We start from the raw sequence: 17896 nt of genomic DNA, 5'->3' as shown, positions 1-17896 counted from the left end.
AGTCAGAGAGGCACTGACCATGAACGACAATCTGGCGACTTCTTCCCACCCGCCCCGCCCGGCGATCGCCTGGATCGGCCTCGGCATCATGGGCTCCCCCATGTCCGAGAACCTGATCAAGGCCGGGTACGACGTCACCGGCTACGCCCGGAAGCAGGAGAAACTCGACCGCCTGACCGCCGCCGGAGGCACCGCAGCGAAGTCCGTGGCCGAGGCCGTGCGGAACGCGGACGTGATCATCACGATGGTGCCGGCATCCCCGCAGGTCGAGGAGGTGGCGTACGGCCCCGAGGGCATCCTGGAGAACGCACGGCCCGGCGCCCTGCTGATCGACATGTCCTCCATCACCCCGCAGACCTCGATCGACCTGGCCGGGGCCGCGAAGCACAAGGACATCCGGGTCCTCGACGCACCGGTGTCCGGCGGCGAGGCCGGTGCAGTCGAGGCCGTGCTGTCGATCATGGTCGGCGGCGAGCAGGCCGACTTCACCTACGCGAGGCCGATCTTCGAGGCGCTGGGCAGGACGATCGTGCTGTGCGGCCCGCACGGTTCCGGTCAGACCGTGAAGGCGGCCAACCAGCTCATCGTCGCCGTGAACATCCAGGCGTGCGCGGAGGCCGTGGTCTTCCTGGAAAGGTCAGGCGTGGACCTGAAGGCATCCTTGGATGTCCTCAACGGCGGGCTGGCTGGTTCGACCGTACTGACCCGCAAGAAGGACAACTTCCTCAGCCGCGATTTCAAGCCTGGCTTCCGTATCGACCTGCACCACAAGGACATGGGCATCGTCACGGACGCGGCGCGCGCTGTCGGCGCGCCGCTGCCCGTCGGTTCCGTGGTCGCCCAACTCGTCGCGTCCTTGCGCGGGCAGGGCGACGGCGGCCTGGACCATTCGGCGCTGCTGCGGGGCGTGGAGCGTCTGTCCGGCGCCCAGGTCTGACCCCTTCTCCAGCTCTCGCACAGCTGGGTCAGGGCGGGGAGTCCCTCGCTGGCAATCCTGGTCGCCATGGGCGCGGGTGCACCCGACGATGCGGCTGTCATCAGTCTGGTCCGCCCGCTGTCCGGCGTCGACGCCGGACAGCGGTGACTCGCCGACACATGTCTGCCGCCTCATGGGACCTCATGAGGCGTCAGAGCGCCCGAGACGACGAGGAGGAGATCCTCGGCGGCCTGCCAGAGCTCCTCGATGTGGCGTGCCGCACGGCGGGCACCGGCGGCGCCGAGGAAGAAGAAGTGGTTGCCGGGCATGAAACGGACCAGGTCCGTGGACAGCCGCCGACTGGTCGCGGTCAGAGCCGCCCAGGTGTCGGCCGACAGCGTCGTCGCATCCGGCAGGCGCCATCCCAGTGAGTAGGAGGTGATCGCCGGCCAGGTGAGGTGATCGCACAGGGCGTGCCGAGCGTCCTGTGTGCCCTCCGGGACAATGGCCGCGCATATGGGGAACTCTGCCCACTGCCCCACCCCGGTCTCCCGGATCGCGGCCTCGGTGTCATGGACGTCGGCCTGCCCGTCCCAGTGCTGCGCCTCACCACGCAGACCGACCGAGTGCCGGCACAGATAGTGCCGTACGTACTCCTCCCGCGACATGATCGGCCTGCCCTGTTCCGCCTGAGCAGAGATCTGCCCGTACCAGTTGTCCAGCCGCGTCGACGACTGCCCCAGGGCGGCTTCCCACAGACCCCCGGTGGTCAATGGCTGGCCTGCCCGAGGGACCGGTACGAGGCCGGGCAGCGGAGCCGAAGCCGCGAGCGACACAAAGCACCGCAGATCGAGGCCGACCTGCCGAGCGGTCCGGGCGAACGGTAGGACGGATCGGCCGGCCATGCTCCAGCCGCACAGGATGACCCCGGCCCCGAGCTGGTGCTCGGTGACGATCCGTTGGGTGAGCACCGCTGCCGCCGCACCCCACCGGTCGACGGTCAACTCCGGGTGCGCCGCCGGAAGGGCCGGATGGTCCGACGGATACGACAGCGCGAGTACCGTGAACCCACGTGCTGCCAGCCAATGCGCGAGAAAGTCGTCCGGGCGGCCGTCCGGGTGCCCGTAACTGATGCGAGCCAGGTGGCCGCCGCCCGGCAGGAACACGACGAGGGGCCGACCGGGATCGCCCACCCGCAGATAGGTCAGGAGCGGGAGCCCTTCGCTGTACTGGAGGGATTCACCGCTGTATTGGAGGGACTCACCGGCGTACTGGAGGGACTCACCATGGACCCGGTCGTCCCTCACAGCATGTGCTCCGCGTGGACGTCCGCGATCGCGTCCAGGTACGCCCTGGACCGCTCCGGATCGCGCAGGGCGAGTCCGACGAACAGCGCGTCGGTGATCGCCAGATGTGCCAATCGGCTGGCCGTGGCCTCCAGTCGGAAACCCTGCCCCGGGCTGCCCGCGATGAGCGGCGCGTCCGCGATGTCGGCCAACGGCGAGCCGTGAAAGCTGGTCACCGCGATGACGTAGGCGCCGCCCGCTTTCGCGGTCTCCGCGGCCAGCACTGTCTCGCGTGTCGCGCCGCTGTGGCTCATCGCCAGGCAGACGCCGCTTTCGCCCAACTGCCGAGCGGCGATGTGCTGGGTGATCGCGTCCATCGGCGCTGCCGTGGCCAGCCCCAGCATCCGCATGCGGTGTGCCGCGTCTCGCACGGGTGTGGTCGACTGGCCGTTACCGACGAAGAACACCTTCTGACGGGTGCGCAGGGCGCCCAGCGCACCGGCGAAGGCGACCGGGTCGACCGTGCTGATCGCGTCGGACAGCGCACGGCTGCTGGCCGCGAGGATGGTGTGCAACACCGCGTCCGGAGGTGAGTCGGTATCCAGCTCGTCGGCGAACACCAGTTGGTCGGCGCCGCGCAGGGCCAGGTCACGGACCAGGGCCAGCTTCAGGTCCTGGAAACCCTTGAACCCCGCTTGCTGGCAGGCTCTGACCACGGTCGATGCCGCCGTGTCGGCGCGCGCGGCAAGGTCCGCGGCGGAGTATCTGGTGGCTGCCTCGGGGTCGGCGATGATCACCTCCATGGCCCGACGCGCACTGGGCACGAGCGACGGCGCCGCGGCCTGGATCTGCGCGAGGACCGCACCGCTGGTCAGCGGGCCGGCCGACTGCCCGGCCGAAAGGTTCTGAGGACCCGGACCCGGTGCGCCGTCCCCGTCGCCCCCCTGACGTCGGGCTGCCTTAACCGTCATCCCCGCCCCTTCCTCCATCCAGGGAATATCGTTGCGGCGCCAGTGTACCGCAGGGAACAACGTCTCATATGCAACGTCAGTGCTTCAATTGATCTGAAGTATGGAATACGATTCCGTCTCTCGTCTCCCTTCCCGCTGGACGGAGTTCTACGTGACTCAGCTGATCAACGCACGGCTCATCGATGGCACCGGTGCAACGCCGGTTGACGGTGCGACCATCGCCATCGACGCCTTCGGCCGTATCGCTCACGCCGGTACCGGGACCGGGCCGACGCCGGCCACGGACGAGACCGTCATCGATCTCGGTGGCCGCACCGTGGCGCCGGGCTTCATCGACTGCCACGTGCATTTCGGTCTCGGCCACGTAAACGAACTGCTGGAGCCACCCCGGCACTGGGCATCACTCGCCACCTTCCAGACTGCGGAGCGCCTGGGCCGGACCCTCGCGGCCGGCGTCACCACCGCGCGTGACCTCGGCGGCCTCGACGCCGGATACCGAGAGGCAGTGACGGCCGGCCTGGTGGAGGGGCCGCGCCTGCAAGTAGCGGTCCGGATGATCAGCCACACCGGCGGGCACGCCGACTTCACACAACCCAGCGGGGTCGACGTCGATGCTCTGCGCCCGCAGCCCTGGACGGAGATCGCCGACACCGCCGGCGAAGCCCGCATAGCCACACGCCGCGTCATCCGGGCCGGCGCCGACGTGATCAAGGTGTGCGCCACCGGCGGCGTCAGCAGCCCCACGGACCAGCCCGACGACGAAGGGCTCGCAACCGACGAGATGGCCGCCATCGTCGACGAAGCGCTTCGACACCGCGGGCGACGGGTCGCCGCGCACGCCCAAGGCGCCGCCGGCATCCGCAACGCCGTCCTCGCCGGCATCGCCAGCATCGAACACGGCTACGGCATCGATGATGAGACCATCGACCTCATGCTCGAACACGGCACCACACTCGTGCCGACGCTCACCACCGCGGCTTCCATCCCGGAGCAGGGCTCAGTGCCCGACTTCCTTTACCAGAAGAAGATCCGGTGGTCCGCACTCGCGATGGAACGAGTCGCGGAGGCGATCCGCCGAGGCGTACCCATAGCACTGGGCACCGACTCCGGGGTGACCTCGCATGGACACAACCTGCGCGAACTGACTCACCTCGTCGACCTCGGCCTCTCCCCCATGGGCGCGATCGAGGCCGGCACCCGTGTCGCGGCCCGGCTCCTCGGCCTCGACGCCGACCTCGGCACGATCGAACCGGGGAAGCTCGCCGATCTTGTCGTGTGTCGGACCGACCCGCTCCACGACATCGCCGGCCTCGCCGACCCGGACAACATCCTGCTCGTCATGCAGGCCGGCCGCCCCGTGAAAAACCGGCTGTGACCACGGACTCCACCGGACTCCCGCGGCGCATGTCCCTTGCCTTTCCGTGGCCGGGACGCGAGTGAGACACGTTCCCCACAGATCAAGGCTCAGGGGCCGTGGCCGATCGGTTGGCACTGTCTGTCGAAGAGTGCGATCACACGGTGGTCATCAAGTCGAGGTGCCGTGACGGCCCTTGATGTGAGGTCGAAGGCCGACTCGCCGATGAAGACGAGATGCATCCCCGCCGCCCGCACGGCGCGCGCGCCGACCTCGGAGTCCTCGAACCCATAGGAGAGCGCGGGGTCCGCGTGCACACGGTCGCAGGCGGTGAGGTACACGGCCGGGTCGGGCTTCGCTGCTCCTGCCGTCTCGGTCGTGCACACGGCATCGAAGGCATCGAGGAGGCCCGAACGCCCCAGCATGGAGGTGACGATGTCCGTCGGACCGTTGGACGCGACGGCGAGCGGTAGCCTCCCGTGAAGTGTGTGCACGAGGCTCGCTGCGCCAGGGAGCATACGCGGCGGCTCGACGTCCGCGATCTCGATGAATCGCTTGACCACTCTCGCCTGCACTTCGTTCACCGGAGCGCCGGTGATGCGGGACAGGATCGCCGCTCCGGTCCGCACCGGACTGCCGACCGTACGGGCGTGTTCGGCTGCCGTCATTTCATGACCGAGTTCGGCGGCGATCGTGCTGAAGGACCGTGCCCATGCGGGCGCGCTGTCGAGGAGGAGTCCGTCGCAGTCGAAGACCGCAGCCTGGGCTTGTATTGCTTTCAGTGTTCGCTTCCTGTCCTTTGTGGGGCTTGAGGCGGCACGGATGCCTCAGTTGCCGCCGCGGCGTGCAGGGAGCCGGCCGGGCACCGGTCGGCTCCCTGGCCGCCTGACGCGGTTCTGGACCACGTTTCACACGTCCGCGCTGTTCCTTCAGTCGCGGCCGACGGCGACGACCGTTCCGTCCGTTGTGACGACTATGAGCCGGTCATCGGTGGCAAGAGGCGGCGCGAGCAGACTCTGACCGATCTCGTAGGAACGCTCATACCGCCCCGTCGCAGCGTTGACCGCATGGATACGGCCGTCCATACCGGGGGCATACACGGTGTTCTTCTCGACCGTCGGCGAGCCCATGAGAGGGCCATGTGCCGTTCGTCGGAACGGGATGTGCGGGAGGAGCGCGTCGCCCTCCAGTTCCAGGCTCCAAGCAGCAGAACCGGTGCGGACGTGGTAAGCGCTCATACGGCGATCGGAGGTGACGGCAATGACGAGATCGCCGTGGAATGCGGGCTGCCCCGGTGCGTACACCGTACTCGTCTCGCGATCCCAGAGGATCTTTCCGTCGTCGATCGCCCAGAGGTGGCCCGACGCGGGGAAAACCGTAACTCCCGATCGGTGCCGATTGCCTGGGCCCACCGGGCTCCAGCCGAACCAGTCGAGGTGGCTCATCGCATCGTCTCGCACGGCGACGGACAGGGGCGTGGCCGCGACGGCGGCCGACCGGTCGGTGCCCTCGGCACTCGGAGAGTCGAGCTGCCACATCGGTTCACCGGTTTGCGGCTCGATCGCCACCAGCGCGGGCCGCAGCGGCGCCGCTCCGAGGAGGAGTTCGTCACCGGCCAACATAACTCCCGTATGCGGCACGTTGTTGAAGTGTGGCCACGGGCGCGGGAACGTCCATCGCCGCTCACCGGTGACGGGATCGAGAGCGCGGAGTGTTCCGGGATAACCGACCACGACCACATCATCGGAGCTTACCGCTGGAACAGTCAGGCACCAGTCCCGAAGGGGGTCCGCCGAGAAGTCGGTCCACACTCTCGTGCCGTCGGTGACATCAAACCCGGCCGCGTTGCCCGCGATGTCATGGACGATGATCATGTTGCCGACGACCGCTGGTCGTGCCGCGATCGGATGGTCGAACGCTGTGCTCCATCGCTGTTCGCCGTCGGTGAGTCCGAGTACCGTCACACGGCCGCTCTCAGGTTCGTCGCCGGTGCCGGCCACGATGACGGCGTCGCCGCAGAGCACGGGACCGCCCGCCGTCCGACCGCTCGCCTGCAGGCTGCGGCTCCACAGCGCGCCGCCGCTCACAGGGGTGCGAGGAACCCCGATCGGCGCCGAAGGTTTCACCTCGATGCCGTCCCAGGTGATGATGCGTGAGCTGGGTGCGGAGTGGTCGAGTCCGGCGAACAACGCCGAGGGTGTGTTGATGAATCGGATTCCCTGATGCGTGGTGACGCGATCTGTGTGCCAGTGGCCGGTGAGGACGGCGAGCGGCTTGGTGGGGAGGTTTCGGAAGAACGATGCGTGCGGGTTGTCGTGTGCGAGGAGGATCCAGGGTCGGTCACCGATCGCGTCGATGTCGTTGCGGATCCACCGATCCTGCCGAACTCGGTCGATGCCGCGTTCCCAGGTGTTCCAGTCGATCGCCACGATGTGCAATCCGGCGATGTCATGGGAGTACCAGCGGGGACCGACGTGCCGTTCCCAGAGGTCGGAGCTGCTGCCGTTGATGAGGTAGTCGGTGTCCGTCAGGCTCATCGCGTAACGGATGCCCGCCTTGTGATCCGCGTTTCCCGGCAGGGCGAGGATCGGCAGGGGCGGCTCGTCGATGAGGCCGTGCAGCGCGTCGTACTCGGCGCTTGCCCCGACGTCGACGAGGTCGCCGGTGAGGAACGCCGTCGCGAACGGGCCATGTGTCTCGGCCAGACGCCCGAGAACGTCGCGGGCGTGCGTGGCTTTCGGGCTCTCCATACTCCAGTCCGAGCCACCGGAACGGACTTCGCCGGACGAGTCAGTGAGGTGAAAATCGGTGGTGTGCAGAAATCGGATGGGCAGCGACTGTTCTTCGGGTCGTAGCCGGAACAGAAGCCGACGATCGAGGTCTGGTCGGGCCCACCATCGGTCGCTTGTCGACCCGGTGGGCAGGCAGAGTGTGATGAACTCGGCCGGTGGGAGGGAGAAGACACCGTCGCTGTCCGTGTGCACGACATCGGTGAGGTTGCTGACGAGCACGTTCGCGACAGGTCGGCCGGCAGCGTCGATGACCTCGCCGCTGATGAGTTCCTCGGATGTCACGAGCGCACCTTGTCCTTCAGTTCGCTGAGTGTGCCCAGGCGGAGTTCGTCCGCGCCGAACACGTGCACGTCGGTCGCGTCGAACCCGAGCCGGACGGTCTCGCCCGGCGTCACGGCCCTGGTTGCCGCGACCCGCGCCCGGAGTGTCGCTGCGGGCAGCCCGGACGCGGTGGTGCGCAGATGGAGCACGGCGGATGATCCTTCGTGCTCGCGCAGCACCACCTCGGCGCTCACGGTGTATTCCTTCGAGTCGTCGTTCACCGCCATCGCTTCGGGACGGATACCGAGTGTGAGGTCGGCGTCCTGGCGCACGTCGCGCAGATGCAGATGTGTGAACGGTGTCTCCCAGACTCCCGCGTCGATCACCGACGCCTGCATCGTGTTCATGGGCGGCGTTCCCACGAACGTGGCGACGAACAGCGATGCCGGCTGGTCGTACACCTCCTGAGGCGTCCCGAGCTGCTCGATACGGCCGGCCCGGACGACCGCCACTCGATCGGCCATCGCCATGGCGTCCGTCTGGTCGTGCGTCACATGAATGGTCGTGGCCGCCGTGGATCGCATGATCTCGGCGATCTCGGCTCGGAGACTGATGCGCAGTTGGGCGTCCAGGCCCGACAGCGGCTCGTCGAGGAGTACGACTGCGGCCTGGCGCGCCAGGGCCCGAGCGAGCGCGACCCGCTGCCGTTGACCACCGGACATCTGCCGCGGCAGGCGCCCGAGCAGTTCGCTGATGCCGAGGCGCGCCGCGATGTCGTGCGCGCGGTCGTTCGCCTCCTGCTTGGACAGGCCGATGCCGTGTCGCAGCCCCAGCGTGATGTTGTCCCGCGCGGTGAGGTGTGGGTACAGCGCGAAGTGCTGGAACACGATCGCGATGTCGCGCTTGTGCGCGGGGAGGGTGCTCTGGGGGACGCCGCAGATGATGATCTCGCCGTCGTCCGCCTGCTCAAGCCCGGCGATGATCCTCAGGAGCGTGCTCTTACCGGAACCGGAGGGCCCGAGAATGACCAGGCTTTCACCGTCATCGAGGGTGAAGGAGGTGTCCGCGACCGCGGTGACGGACCCGAACCGTTTGGCGACGCGCTGCAATTCGACCGATACCACTACTTCACCGCCGCGTTGATCTGCTGCACCGTCGTGGACACCTCGGAGTTCGTGTCGCCGCCCCGGATGATGTGCTGCACCATTTGCTGCACGATCTGGTTGACGCGGCCGGTCGCGGTCCCGGGCCACGCGTCCCAGGTTGTCGGCGTGCCGTCGTACTTCCAGCTGTAGCCGACGGGTGTGTCCGCGGCAGGGTCGGCCGCGAGGGTCCTGGCGGCTGCCCGGTCGACCGGGATGTAGCTGAACTGCTTCGCGCTCGCGGCGATGACGTCGGGATCGAGCATGAGCGAGATCATTTCGTTCGCGTACGCGGCCTGGCAGGGGTCCTGCGAGAGAACCATCCACCCGTTTCCGCCCGCAGGCAGTGAGGTCTTCTGCACCGATGGCACGGGCATCGCCGACACGTCCCAGTCGAACTTGCTGCCGACGGCGGCCCGGGTCGACGCGGCGATCGACGGACTGTCGATCATGAATGCGATGCGGCCGCCCTGGAAGGCCGTCCGTGCGTCGTTGACGCTGATCGGGTCCTGGAGGCCGTCCTTGCCCAGGGTCTGGTAGAGCGAGATCGCCTCGCGCCCGGCCGGGGTGTCGAATCCCGCGGTGCCGTCCCCCTTGATGTACGCTCCGCCGGCGCTCTGGACCAGAGCCTGCACGATCCAGTCCGAGAAGCTGTCCTGCGGCACCTGCACCGGGGCGGTGCCGGTGACCGCCTTGATCTTCTTTGCAGCCTCGATGAGTTGACCGGTGGTCGTCGGCGCTGATGTGACACCGGCTTTCGCCGCGAGGGTCTTGTTCATGTACAGCACGGGAACCGACAGCTGGAATGGCGCGACATACGCCTTCCCGCCGATGGTGCCCGCCGCGAGGTATCTCGTGTTGTAGGTCGACCGCAGGGAGGTGGTGTCGATGGGCTGCGGCTTGTACTGGTCGACGTAGTAACTCACCTGCGACAGACCGACCATGGCGACGTCGGGTCGCCGACCAGCCGCGATGTCCGCAGTGACCGCCTGCGTGAGCTGGTCGTAGGTGGTGACGTTCGTCTCCCTGAGCTCCACCGAGAGCTTCGGGAACTTCTTCTCCATCTGGGCCTTGGCCTGCCTCGCCGCGGTCTCCCCCTGCTGGGCGTAGGCGACGGTGATGGTGCGGCCCGAGGGTTTGCACTGGTCGAGGGCTGTCGCGGTGGCGACGCCGGAACCCGATGCGGTCCCGCCGCTGGAGCCGCAACCGACGAGCGCGACGGACGCGACGAGAGTGAGTGAGGCGCCGAGCACGGCACGCGTGGAGATATTTATGGGCATGGGGTGGTAGTCCTCTGCTGCTGATGTGATGCGAGTGTCGAGGGTGCGAAACGGGTCGCAATCAACCGGGAAGTTCCCCGCCGGCGATGCCGGCGACGAATCGTCGTCGTGCGGCGAGGAAGAGAATGAGGATCGGGACGGTGATGATCACGGCGCCGGCGGAGAGGGCACCGAAGTCGTTTCCGATGTCTGACTGTGCGAAGGTTGCCAGCGCAAGCGGTGGGGTGCGCATCTCTTGACTCCGAGCCACCAGCAGGGGCCACAAGTAGTCGTTCCAGTGGAAGAAGACCGAGAAGAGCGAGAACGTGGCGATCGCGGGTCGGCTCGATGGAATGATCACCCGCCAGATCGTCTGAAGTGTGCCCAGGCCGTCGGACCGGGCGGCGTCGATGAGCGCGTCCGGGATGGTCAGCATGTGCTGCCGGAGGAGGAACAGGCCGAATGCGCTCGTGCCGAACGGCACGATGAGTGCGGAAAGCGTGTTCACCATGCCGAGACGGCTGACACCGATGTACAGCGGGAGGGCGGTCGCCTGGGCCGGCACGAGCAGCGCCGCGAGCACCAGGTAGTAAGCGAGACGCTTACCACGAAAGCGGAGCTTGGCGAATGCATAAGCGGCAGGGATACATGTGAGGAGCTGGATCGCCAGGATACCGATCGTGACGATGACTCCTGTCACCATCGCCCGGCCGAGATGCGCCTCGTTCCAGGCGCGAACGTAATTGGACAGGTCGAACCCTCGCGGAATCGGCGAGAGTCCGTCGCCGACGATGGCGTCGGCGGACGCGACCGAGGTGCGCAGCATCCATGCGAAGGGGAAGACCGCGAACAAGCAGGCGATGATGACGGCGGTAGCGGTCAGGCTCCTGGTCAGCCAGCGACGTGTCATGTCAGCGCTCGCTCTTGGTGAAGGCGGATCGGCGCACGGCGCCGATGATGACGAGGATGATCAGAAGGACCGCTGAGAGCGCCGCGCCTTGGCCGAGGTCGTAGTAGGAGAAGCCGAGTTGCCAGATCTCAGTGAGTACGGTCTGGGTGGAGTTCAAAGGACCGCCTTGCGTCAGCACATTGACCGTGTCGAAAACCTGCACCGACTGGAGTGTCATCAGCACGGCCACGAAAAGCGTTACGGGACGCAGCAGCGGAAGAGTCACCCAGCGGAGACGTCTCAAGCCGGTGATTCCATCGACCGTTGCGGACTCAGCAATAGCGGTCGGAATGGTGGTGAGGCCGGCGAGATACATCAGCATCGCCAGCGAGGACCCGCGCCATACGCCGATCGCGGCGAGGGTCGGCAGCGCCAGGTGAGTGTCGCCGAGGAAGTTGAGCGGTGCGAGGCCGATCATGGCCATCAGTTGATTCACAAACCCGCCGCGCAGGTCGAAAACGTAGCGGAAAACGACGGCCATGGCGACAAGGTTCGCGGTGAACGGCAGGAACAGCAGCGCCTCGACGAGGACACGAAACCGCCGGATGGTGTTGGCGAGCAACGCCAGGCCGAGACCGAGGGCGATACTCGGAACGATGGTCATCGCACAGTAAAGGGCGGTGTTGCCAAAGGACTGGATCACGACGGGATCGTCGAATATCTCCTGATAGTTGCGCAATCCGACCCAGGTCGCCTGATTTTCAGAACCGAGGCGGATCTCGAACAGCGAGCTGATCAGCGCCAGCGCTGTCGGCAGTACCACGAAAACGCCGAGGAACGCGACGGCCGGAACCACGAGGACGCCTGCGGGCACGCCACGGCGACTGCGGACTGCCGTGTGAGGTTTCTTCAGCCGCCGGCCAGGCTCGGTCGCCGTGGCAGCCGCGGGGACGGTGAGGTGTTCGGTCTGCACGTTGCTCCGGATGTCGATCTTCGCGAGGGGGGTGGGGGTGACACAGAGCAGCGTGGCGACCCAGAGCAAACACAGGTTGAACAGATCGCAAATGGTGTGGCATAGATGAGTGAGCAGCTTGTCTATGCAGGGCGCAGCAGGTCTGCCACCTGCATAGACAAGTTCGTCTGCTGTTCACCGTCGCACGACCAGCCGGTGACGCAGGTGCTCTATCGTCTTCCTGATGAACATGCAGAGTTCCCCCGGCCTCGGCCTCAGGTCGGCGACCGCGAAGACATCGACGTACCTCCGTGTGGCGAACGAGCTCGCCGAGGAGATCCGCGATCTTCCAGCCGGGCATCAGCTGCCTTCGGAGAACGAGTTGGCGACCCGATGCGGGGTGAGCCGACTCACCGCTCGCGCCGCGATGCAGGAACTGGAGCGCCGCTTCGTAGTGACGCGGGTACGCGGTCGCGGCTCCTTTGTGGCGCGACGACTTGAGATCTTGACGCGGGTCGGGTCCTCGCCAAGCTGGTCGGAGGCGGTGCGGCAAGCCGGCGGACAGCCAAGCCTTCGCGTGCTGAACGTGGCAGAGGTGGATGTCTCCGATGAGGTGTGCCGAATCCTGCGCCTCGACGGCCAGAGCACAGCTTTTCAGGTCGACCGCCTGTGCTACGTAGACGGGTTGATCGCCGAAGTGACGCGTACATGGTTCCCGAAGGGACTGGTGCCACGCCTCGATGACCTGCTCGGTCGCGGAGGATCGCAGACCGTCTTGCTTGAGTCCTTCGGCTTCGCGCCTCGGAAGACCTGGGTCCGTACGGATCTCGTGCCCGTTCCAGGAGAGGTCGCCAGGCTCCTGGAACTTGAGGGACAGCCGGCCGTGCTGCACACAGCTTCCATAGTCGAGGATGCCGAAACCGGCACACCCCTGCTTACAGGTGAGTCCTGGATGCGGCCGGACGTGGTGCGGACGACCGTCGAGGTAGGCGTCGAAACCAAGGGCGAAGGTCACTGACGTCCTCGGCGCCATACCGTGGCTGGCAAGCGGTGGCTGTCGCAGTGGCGCGGACATGAGGTATCCGCGAGGAGCTGGGCTGGCCGCAGAGCAACGGGTGTTTCGCGAGTTGCTCGCTGAGGCACCACCAGGCTGCGCCGGGGCATGGTGCTGTTCGAACTCCAACGGAGGGATAGGCGAGCACACTGTGGTGTCGACGCGTTGTAGCAGATGAGCCTGCGGGCGCGTCCCCACCCTACGGTGCGCAGGCCGCCTCCAACTCGAACAGACCCCTGCGGACGGTGGTCTCGCTCGCTCCCGCAACCCGCGCGACGGTGCGGACGCCACCAGGTCGAGCAGCCCCGCCTCCGTCGGTGCCCGATCTGCTGCGGCGGAACTTCACCGCGTCCGCCCCGATCGGGCTGGGTCGGTGACATCACCTCCTGCCCATCGACGGCGGGAAATTCCTGTATCCGGCCACCGCCATCGACGTGTACTCCCGCCGCCTGCCGGGCTGGTCGACGGCCGATCACCTGCGGGCCGAACTCGTTACCGACGCTCTCGATGCGGCCGTCCGCACTCGCGGCGGCCAGGCGGACGACATCATTTTCCACAGCGGTCACGGGGCTGCTCAGTACAGCTCGAAGGCGTTCGCCGACGCCTGCCGCCGGGCCGGGATCCGTCGGTCCGTGAAAGCGGTCGGCACCTGCGCGGACAACGCCCGCCGCGAAGGCGTTCCTCGCCGCCCTCAAGCGGGAGATCCTGCCCGACCGGCGCGGCCGGCCGACCGCACGGCCGCCCGTCTCACAGCCTTCCGCCGGCTCGGCTTCTACCAACAAAGCCATCCCTGCGTGTCATCGGCCGGGGCGGGCGGCGCCGAGGCGGGATGCGCCAGTCGCTGCTCCTGCGCGGCGCCGAGCCGTAGAACCATCGCCATCGTCAGCGCCGCCGCGGGCAAGGGACATCAGGTCCACGAAAATGGCACGTGCTGTGGCGGACCGGAAGTCCTCGGGGCTGTCGGACAGGGCCCCGCTGAAGAAGCTCAATGTCATGGCGCCGAACATCGCGGCGTCCAGGTGGCGCCACCAGTCGAGCACGGTCCGGCGGCCGGACGCCACGGCCGGGAAACCGCTCACAGCCCAGATGTCCTTGGCCATCTGGAAGGGGATCCACAGCTGTCCGACCGTGATGCACGACCCGGCGACGATGCCGCTGCCGTACCGCCGACTGCCGGGTGCGAAAAGGGCGGCGTCCATGTGGGCTCGGCGCAACCAGACGAGCCAGACCGCCACCAGGGCGCGTGCTACCGCGGCGTGCAGTTCCTGGGTGGTGAGTACGGTGGCGTACTTCTCCTCGACGACGTCACTGTCCGGCCCGTGCGGCCCGAGGTACGCCGAAACCGCTCCGTACAGCGAGAAGCCGACAATAATGTGCCACGGCGGTGATCAGCCCGTGCAGTGGGCGGAGCACCGCGAACGGCGGATGCGCGTAGTACGGGACGTTCGGGACACGCGCAGCATACAGAGCGCCCACGGGGGCGTCGCACACGGGCCGACGGGGGGGGCGGCGGGGTGTGCCGTGCGGGGTCGTACGGGGAAGGGGAAGTGGCGGCGACCGTGGGAGCCGAGTGGACCGGTGGCGGTCCCGGATGCGTGGCGGGCGGTGTCAACGCGCTGCTTTGAACTCGGTCAGGATTCCCGGCTCGGTCGTTCGTTGATGGCGATCCGTAGCCGGATCACATCTGGGCGGCTTCGCCCGTTGGCGTAGCGAAGCGGACGTCCGCTTGTGGCGTCGGACAGCCGTGACTCGGTATGCCAAGCCGGCGGTCGGCCGACCAGTTCCAGCAGGCGCGCAGTTTGGTGATCGACAATGTCGAGCTCAGCTGCGAGCCAGTCGCGCTCGGGCTGGTACCCGAGGGCGACCAGCAGGCTGTAGTGGGATCCGCCGAGGGCGAGTTGCTCCTCGATGAGCGGTGCGAGCGCCGTCGGGAGATACGCCGTCGTGATGGTCGCGGCGACATCGTCGACAAACCCACGGGTCGTCACACGCAGGACTGGCTCACCCGAAGACAGCTCGAGCTTTTCCCGCACGTACGGGTCGGGGTCATCGAGCTGTGTCAGGTCGAGAACCTCCTGCCGCGGTGTCGCACCCGCGCGTCGCACCGTTTCGCTCCAGCTCGCCGGGGAGTCGGGGCCGATGAGGAAGTCGATGCCCGGAGCGACGAAGGTGCCGGCGCCATGCAGGCGACGCACGAGGTATCGACGCTCAAGCTCTTGCAGGGCGGCGCGCGCCGTGTCGCGGCTCACCCCTTCTCGTGCGGCGAGCTCGTGTTCGGAGGCGAGCTTGGTTCCGGCGGCCATGCTCGCCAGATCATCGGCGAGGCGATCGGCGAGGGCGACGTAGGTGGGTATCTGGTCGGACATGTACTTGCCTGCTAAGCCGAGGCTCGGCAGTCGGGCTGCCCCTTCGCGCAAAGCCGGCTCACCGCCGTCGATGCGGTGTTCTCATGACGGGCCGCCTCATAGGGCCGGGCGACGTCGAGGGAGCGGGGCATAGATCGTTCCTCGTCAGTTCTTGGAGAAGGTCATCCGGCGCGCTCTCGAACGGTAGCAGACCCGCACCTGCACGGTGCCCTGCCGGTGGACAGGGCAAGTTGACCGTTACTGAGATGAAGAGAGGGGCACTCGACTGCGGCGTACCGGTGCGCATGTTCGGCTCGGCCGAGTCGTGGGCGCCCTGTCGCACGGAGCAGGCGGGCTCCCCGGTCAGCGGGGTTCGCTGCTGAGCGGCCGGTGGGACTGCTCCCGGGCAGCCGATGTTTCACACATGTCCGGGTAGCGGTCGCCGACGACCTGTCCGGCGATCGGCTCCAGGGCTGCCAGCTCCGCGGCGGTGAGCACGACGCGGGTCGCGGCCGTGTTCTCCCGCACACGGTCGGCCTTGCGGGTGCCGGGGATCGGTACGACGGTGAGGCCGTGCGTCCGGGCGCGTTGATGGACCCAGGCGAGCGCGACCTGTCCGAGCGTGACGCCGTGCGCCTGAGCAGTCAGTCGGACCGGTTCCAGCAGGTCGGCGTTGCGCTTGGCGTTCTCACCGGTGAAGCGGGGCCAGGAGCGGCGCACGTCGCCCGGGTCCAGGTCGCTCGCGGCGTCCTGGAACGAGCCGGTGAGGAATCCACGGCCGAGCGGCGAGTACGGCACGACGGCGACGCCTAGCTCAGCCGCCGCTCCGACCAGAGAGACCTCCACGTCTCGGCTGAACAGCGACCACTCGGCCTGCACTGCAGCGATCGGGTACACCGTATGCGCTTCGCGCAGCTCGGCGCCGGTCACCTCGGAGAGGCCGAGGTGCTTCACCTTGCCCTCGGTGACCAGGTCCGCCATGGTGCCGACCGAGTCGGCGAGCGGAACGCGGGGGTCGCGGCGGTGCATGTAGTACAGGTCGATGATGTCCACGCCCAACCGGCGCAGGCTTGCCTCGACCGCCTCCCGGATGTACGCGGGGTCGTTGCGGACATCGCGGAACGTCGGATCGTCCGCCTTACGAATGACCCCGTACTTGGTGGCGAGCGTGATCTCGTCGCGGTTCGCACGTACGAACGGCGCGAGGAAGCTCTCGTTGGTTCCATGGCCGTACTGGTCGGCGGTGTCGAACAGCGTGACGCCCGCTGCGAGGGCGGCGTCGAGCGCCCCGCGGGCCTCGGCCTCGTCGGTGTCCCCGTAGAACGCGCTCATTCCCATGCAGCCGAGGCCCTGCGCGCCGACCTGGGGGCCGTCTGTGCCGAGCTCGACGGTGGGGAGTTCATCCATGTTCATGGTCGTTCCTTTTCGACGCGAGTGCGGTGCTCGCGTCCTTGTCGGTCAGGATTTCGCGCACACGCGGGGAGCCCGCCGGCTCGGTGATGGAGCCGGCGGGTGAGCGTCCCTGCTCGTACGCGTCGGCGGTTCGGCGGTCAGCCCACCTGGTCGGCCAGCGAGCGGGCGTTGATTCCGCTCCAGTAGGTGCTGTACCAGCCGAGGAAGAACCGCTGGTACTCCTCCGGCAGGCGGCGGACCAGTTCGGCCGCCGGCTCCATGCCGGCCCACGCGGCGAACATGTGCGGGGCGTACCCGCCCAAGAGCATCACCTGGTCGCGTCCGGAGCGGATGGCGCCAATGGAGTGCAGCAGCGACTCGACGTAGATGAGCGTCGATCCGGCCGGTGCGTGCACGCGGTGGATCAGCGACGGGTCCCCCAGGGCGGCGCCGATGACCGCGTGTTCATCGAGGTCGGCCGGGAGCTTGTGGCTGCCGGGGATGACCGAGGGGCTGCCGTCCTCGGGGGTCCAGTCGGTGAGGTTGGTGAGCGCCTTGACGAACGGGAAGTGGTACAGCCCGTTCGCAGTCGTGCCGGACTGGCCACGGGAAAGCCGGTGGAAGTTGTCGCTGCTGTACTTTTCGTCGTCGGGGTTTGCTGCCGGTCGGCGGATGTGCGCGTCCGAGCGCACCAGGCGGGCCCGCCCACCCATGAGTTCCTCGGTCATGCCGACAATGCGCGGGTGAGTCAGGTAGTCGAAGAACGACGGCGCGACGTGCGGCAGGTTGTGGATACGGAAGTTGTCGGCGGTGTCGGTCCGCAGCAGTTCCGGGTCCACGAACGCGGGCCGAAGCGTTCGAAGGTCGTCACCGGAGCGGAACTTCCGCTCGATGGCGTAGATGTCGCCGCGCAGCTGATCGACCTCGGCCGGCGTCAGCATGCCCTCGATCACGACGTAACCGTAGAGCTCGAGGTGCAGTCGCTCGGCGGGGGTGAGCGCGGGCGCGGAGCGCCGAAAGCCGCTGAGGCCGCGCGTGGAGATCGGGCCGCCGTTCAGGCTGGTGCCGTCGGCCTCGTTCGGCGTCACGGCACCGCGGACGCGCTCGTCGGCAGCCCAGAACTGGGCGATCGTATCGGTCGCGATGACGGCGGGGGTGTCCGCCGGGGTCGTCTCGGTCATGGTCCTGCTTCTCTTGTAGGTGTCCGGCCGGCCGAATCGGGGCCTGCCGGTGTGCTCGTGAGGTTGGCTGTGTTGGTCGTCGCGGTCGAGGCACTCGTGTAC

The 17896-nt window shown here is 67.6% G+C and carries 16 protein-coding genes and 1 pseudogene; 5 read left to right on the top strand and 12 right to left on the bottom strand.

The window, feature by feature from the left end; all coding sequences use genetic code 11:
- The first annotated feature begins 19 nt into the window (after window positions 1–19).
- A complete protein-coding gene (locus ABT245_RS37025; protein WP_351742757.1) occupies window positions 20–937 on the top strand; it encodes a 2-hydroxy-3-oxopropionate reductase in 918 nt (305 codons plus the stop codon).
- Between the two features lie 170 nt (window positions 938–1107).
- On the opposite strand, the gene ABT245_RS37020 is transcribed toward ABT245_RS37025, so the two are convergent.
- Together ABT245_RS37020 and ABT245_RS37015 are read right to left on the bottom strand one after the other, a co-directional pair.
- Window positions 1108–2223, bottom strand: a complete 1116-nt coding sequence (locus tag ABT245_RS37020) for an alpha/beta fold hydrolase (protein ID WP_351742754.1) — start codon at window positions 2221–2223, stop codon at window positions 1108–1110.
- Window positions 2220–3173 carry a MurR/RpiR family transcriptional regulator gene (locus ABT245_RS37015; protein ID WP_351742751.1) on the bottom strand — a complete coding sequence of 318 codons (954 nt, stop codon included), beginning with the start codon at window positions 3171–3173 and terminating at the stop codon, window positions 2220–2222. The genes ABT245_RS37020 and ABT245_RS37015 overlap by 4 nt, the downstream gene beginning before the upstream one ends.
- Window positions 3174–3324: 151 nt before the next feature.
- Here ABT245_RS37015 and ABT245_RS37010 point away from each other — a divergent pair, with 151 nt between their 5' ends.
- Window positions 3325–4548, top strand: coding sequence for a metal-dependent hydrolase family protein (locus ABT245_RS37010; RefSeq protein WP_351742748.1), 1224 nt, complete (start codon window positions 3325–3327; stop codon window positions 4546–4548).
- A gap of 89 nt (window positions 4549–4637) precedes the next feature.
- On the opposite strand, the gene ABT245_RS37005 is transcribed toward ABT245_RS37010, so the two are convergent.
- Window positions 4638–5300, bottom strand: coding sequence for an HAD family hydrolase (locus ABT245_RS37005; protein WP_351742813.1), 663 nt, complete (start codon window positions 5298–5300; stop codon window positions 4638–4640).
- A gap of 156 nt (window positions 5301–5456) precedes the next feature.
- Window positions 5457–7064: an outer membrane protein assembly factor BamB family protein gene (locus ABT245_RS37000; protein WP_351742746.1), complete on the bottom strand. Its 1608-nt coding sequence runs from the start codon at window positions 7062–7064 to the stop codon at window positions 5457–5459.
- A gap of 21 nt (window positions 7065–7085) precedes the next feature.
- Here ABT245_RS37000 and ABT245_RS36995 point away from each other — a divergent pair, with 21 nt between their 5' ends.
- A complete protein-coding gene (locus ABT245_RS36995; RefSeq protein ID WP_351742744.1) occupies window positions 7086–7382 on the top strand; it encodes a hypothetical protein in 297 nt (98 codons plus the stop codon).
- A gap of 215 nt (window positions 7383–7597) precedes the next feature.
- Here the strand turns inward: ABT245_RS36995 and ABT245_RS36990 are convergent, their stop codons facing one another.
- From ABT245_RS36990 to ABT245_RS36975, 4 genes are all read right to left on the bottom strand, one after another.
- On the bottom strand, window positions 7598–8704 hold the full coding sequence (locus tag ABT245_RS36990) for an ABC transporter ATP-binding protein (RefSeq protein WP_351742742.1): 1107 nt from the start codon (window positions 8702–8704) through the stop codon (window positions 7598–7600).
- Window positions 8704–10002 carry an extracellular solute-binding protein gene (locus tag ABT245_RS36985; RefSeq protein WP_351742739.1) on the bottom strand — a complete coding sequence of 433 codons (1299 nt, stop codon included), beginning with the start codon at window positions 10000–10002 and terminating at the stop codon, window positions 8704–8706. Before ABT245_RS36985 ends, ABT245_RS36990 begins: the two co-directional genes overlap by 1 nt.
- 61 nt (window positions 10003–10063) lie before the next feature.
- Window positions 10064–10891: a carbohydrate ABC transporter permease gene (locus tag ABT245_RS36980; RefSeq protein WP_351742736.1), complete on the bottom strand. Its 828-nt coding sequence runs from the start codon at window positions 10889–10891 to the stop codon at window positions 10064–10066.
- Between the two features lies 1 nt (window position 10892).
- Window positions 10893–11912, bottom strand: a complete 1020-nt coding sequence (locus ABT245_RS36975; protein ID WP_351742733.1) for a carbohydrate ABC transporter permease — start codon at window positions 11910–11912, stop codon at window positions 10893–10895.
- A gap of 154 nt (window positions 11913–12066) precedes the next feature.
- Here ABT245_RS36975 and ABT245_RS36970 point away from each other — a divergent pair, with 154 nt between their 5' ends.
- Together ABT245_RS36970 and ABT245_RS36965 are read left to right on the top strand one after the other, a co-directional pair.
- Window positions 12067–12840, top strand: coding sequence for a GntR family transcriptional regulator (locus ABT245_RS36970; RefSeq protein ID WP_351742731.1), 774 nt, complete (start codon window positions 12067–12069; stop codon window positions 12838–12840).
- 422 nt (window positions 12841–13262) lie between these two features.
- Window positions 13263–13517, top strand: a pseudogene (locus ABT245_RS36965) (DDE-type integrase/transposase/recombinase); the annotation flags it as partial.
- A gap of 156 nt (window positions 13518–13673) precedes the next feature.
- Here ABT245_RS36965 and ABT245_RS36960 read toward each other — a convergent pair.
- The 4 genes from ABT245_RS36960 to ABT245_RS36945 form a co-directional block, all read right to left on the bottom strand.
- A complete protein-coding gene (locus ABT245_RS36960) occupies window positions 13674–14231 on the bottom strand; it encodes a DUF4328 domain-containing protein (protein ID WP_351742811.1) in 558 nt (185 codons plus the stop codon).
- Between the two features lie 276 nt (window positions 14232–14507).
- Window positions 14508–15242 (bottom strand): GntR family transcriptional regulator, encoded by a 735-nt coding sequence (locus tag ABT245_RS36955; RefSeq protein ID WP_351742728.1) that lies wholly within the window; start codon window positions 15240–15242, stop codon window positions 14508–14510.
- A gap of 342 nt (window positions 15243–15584) precedes the next feature.
- Window positions 15585–16634: an aldo/keto reductase gene (locus tag ABT245_RS36950; protein WP_351742726.1), complete on the bottom strand. Its 1050-nt coding sequence runs from the start codon at window positions 16632–16634 to the stop codon at window positions 15585–15587.
- A gap of 137 nt (window positions 16635–16771) precedes the next feature.
- Window positions 16772–17794, bottom strand: coding sequence for a phytanoyl-CoA dioxygenase family protein (locus ABT245_RS36945; RefSeq protein ID WP_351742723.1), 1023 nt, complete (start codon window positions 17792–17794; stop codon window positions 16772–16774).
- Window positions 17795–17896: the final 102 nt, after the last annotated feature.

The sequence above is a fragment of the Streptomyces sp. NPDC001508 genome (assembly GCF_040298665.1).
Lineage (GTDB): Bacteria > Actinomycetota > Actinomycetes > Streptomycetales > Streptomycetaceae > Streptomyces.
The sequence above is the reverse complement of the archived record's forward strand: the minus strand, read 5'-3'. Positions and strand labels throughout refer to the sequence as shown.

What these genes read in the sequence shown, in the direction of transcription:
- ABT245_RS37025 (WP_351742757.1), top strand. Translation starts at nt 20, where the DNA reads ATGAACGACAATCTGGCGACTTCTTCCCACCCGCCCCGCCCGGCGATC.
- ABT245_RS37015 (WP_351742751.1), bottom strand. Translation starts at nt 3,173, where the DNA reads ATGACGGTTAAGGCAGCCCGACGTCAGGGGGGCGACGGGGACGGCGCA.
- ABT245_RS37000 (WP_351742746.1), bottom strand. Translation starts at nt 7,064, where the DNA reads ATGAGCCTGACGGACACCGACTACCTCATCAACGGCAGCAGCTCCGAC.
- ABT245_RS36985 (WP_351742739.1), bottom strand. Translation starts at nt 10,002, where the DNA reads ATGCCCATAAATATCTCCACGCGTGCCGTGCTCGGCGCCTCACTCACT.
- ABT245_RS36980 (WP_351742736.1), bottom strand. Translation starts at nt 10,891, where the DNA reads ATGACACGTCGCTGGCTGACCAGGAGCCTGACCGCTACCGCCGTCATC.
- ABT245_RS36970 (WP_351742731.1), top strand. Translation starts at nt 12,067, where the DNA reads ATGAACATGCAGAGTTCCCCCGGCCTCGGCCTCAGGTCGGCGACCGCG.
- ABT245_RS36955 (WP_351742728.1), bottom strand. Translation starts at nt 15,242, where the DNA reads ATGTCCGACCAGATACCCACCTACGTCGCCCTCGCCGATCGCCTCGCC.
- ABT245_RS36950 (WP_351742726.1), bottom strand. Translation starts at nt 16,634, where the DNA reads ATGAACATGGATGAACTCCCCACCGTCGAGCTCGGCACAGACGGCCCC.
- ABT245_RS36945 (WP_351742723.1), bottom strand. Translation starts at nt 17,794, where the DNA reads ATGACCGAGACGACCCCGGCGGACACCCCCGCCGTCATCGCGACCGAT.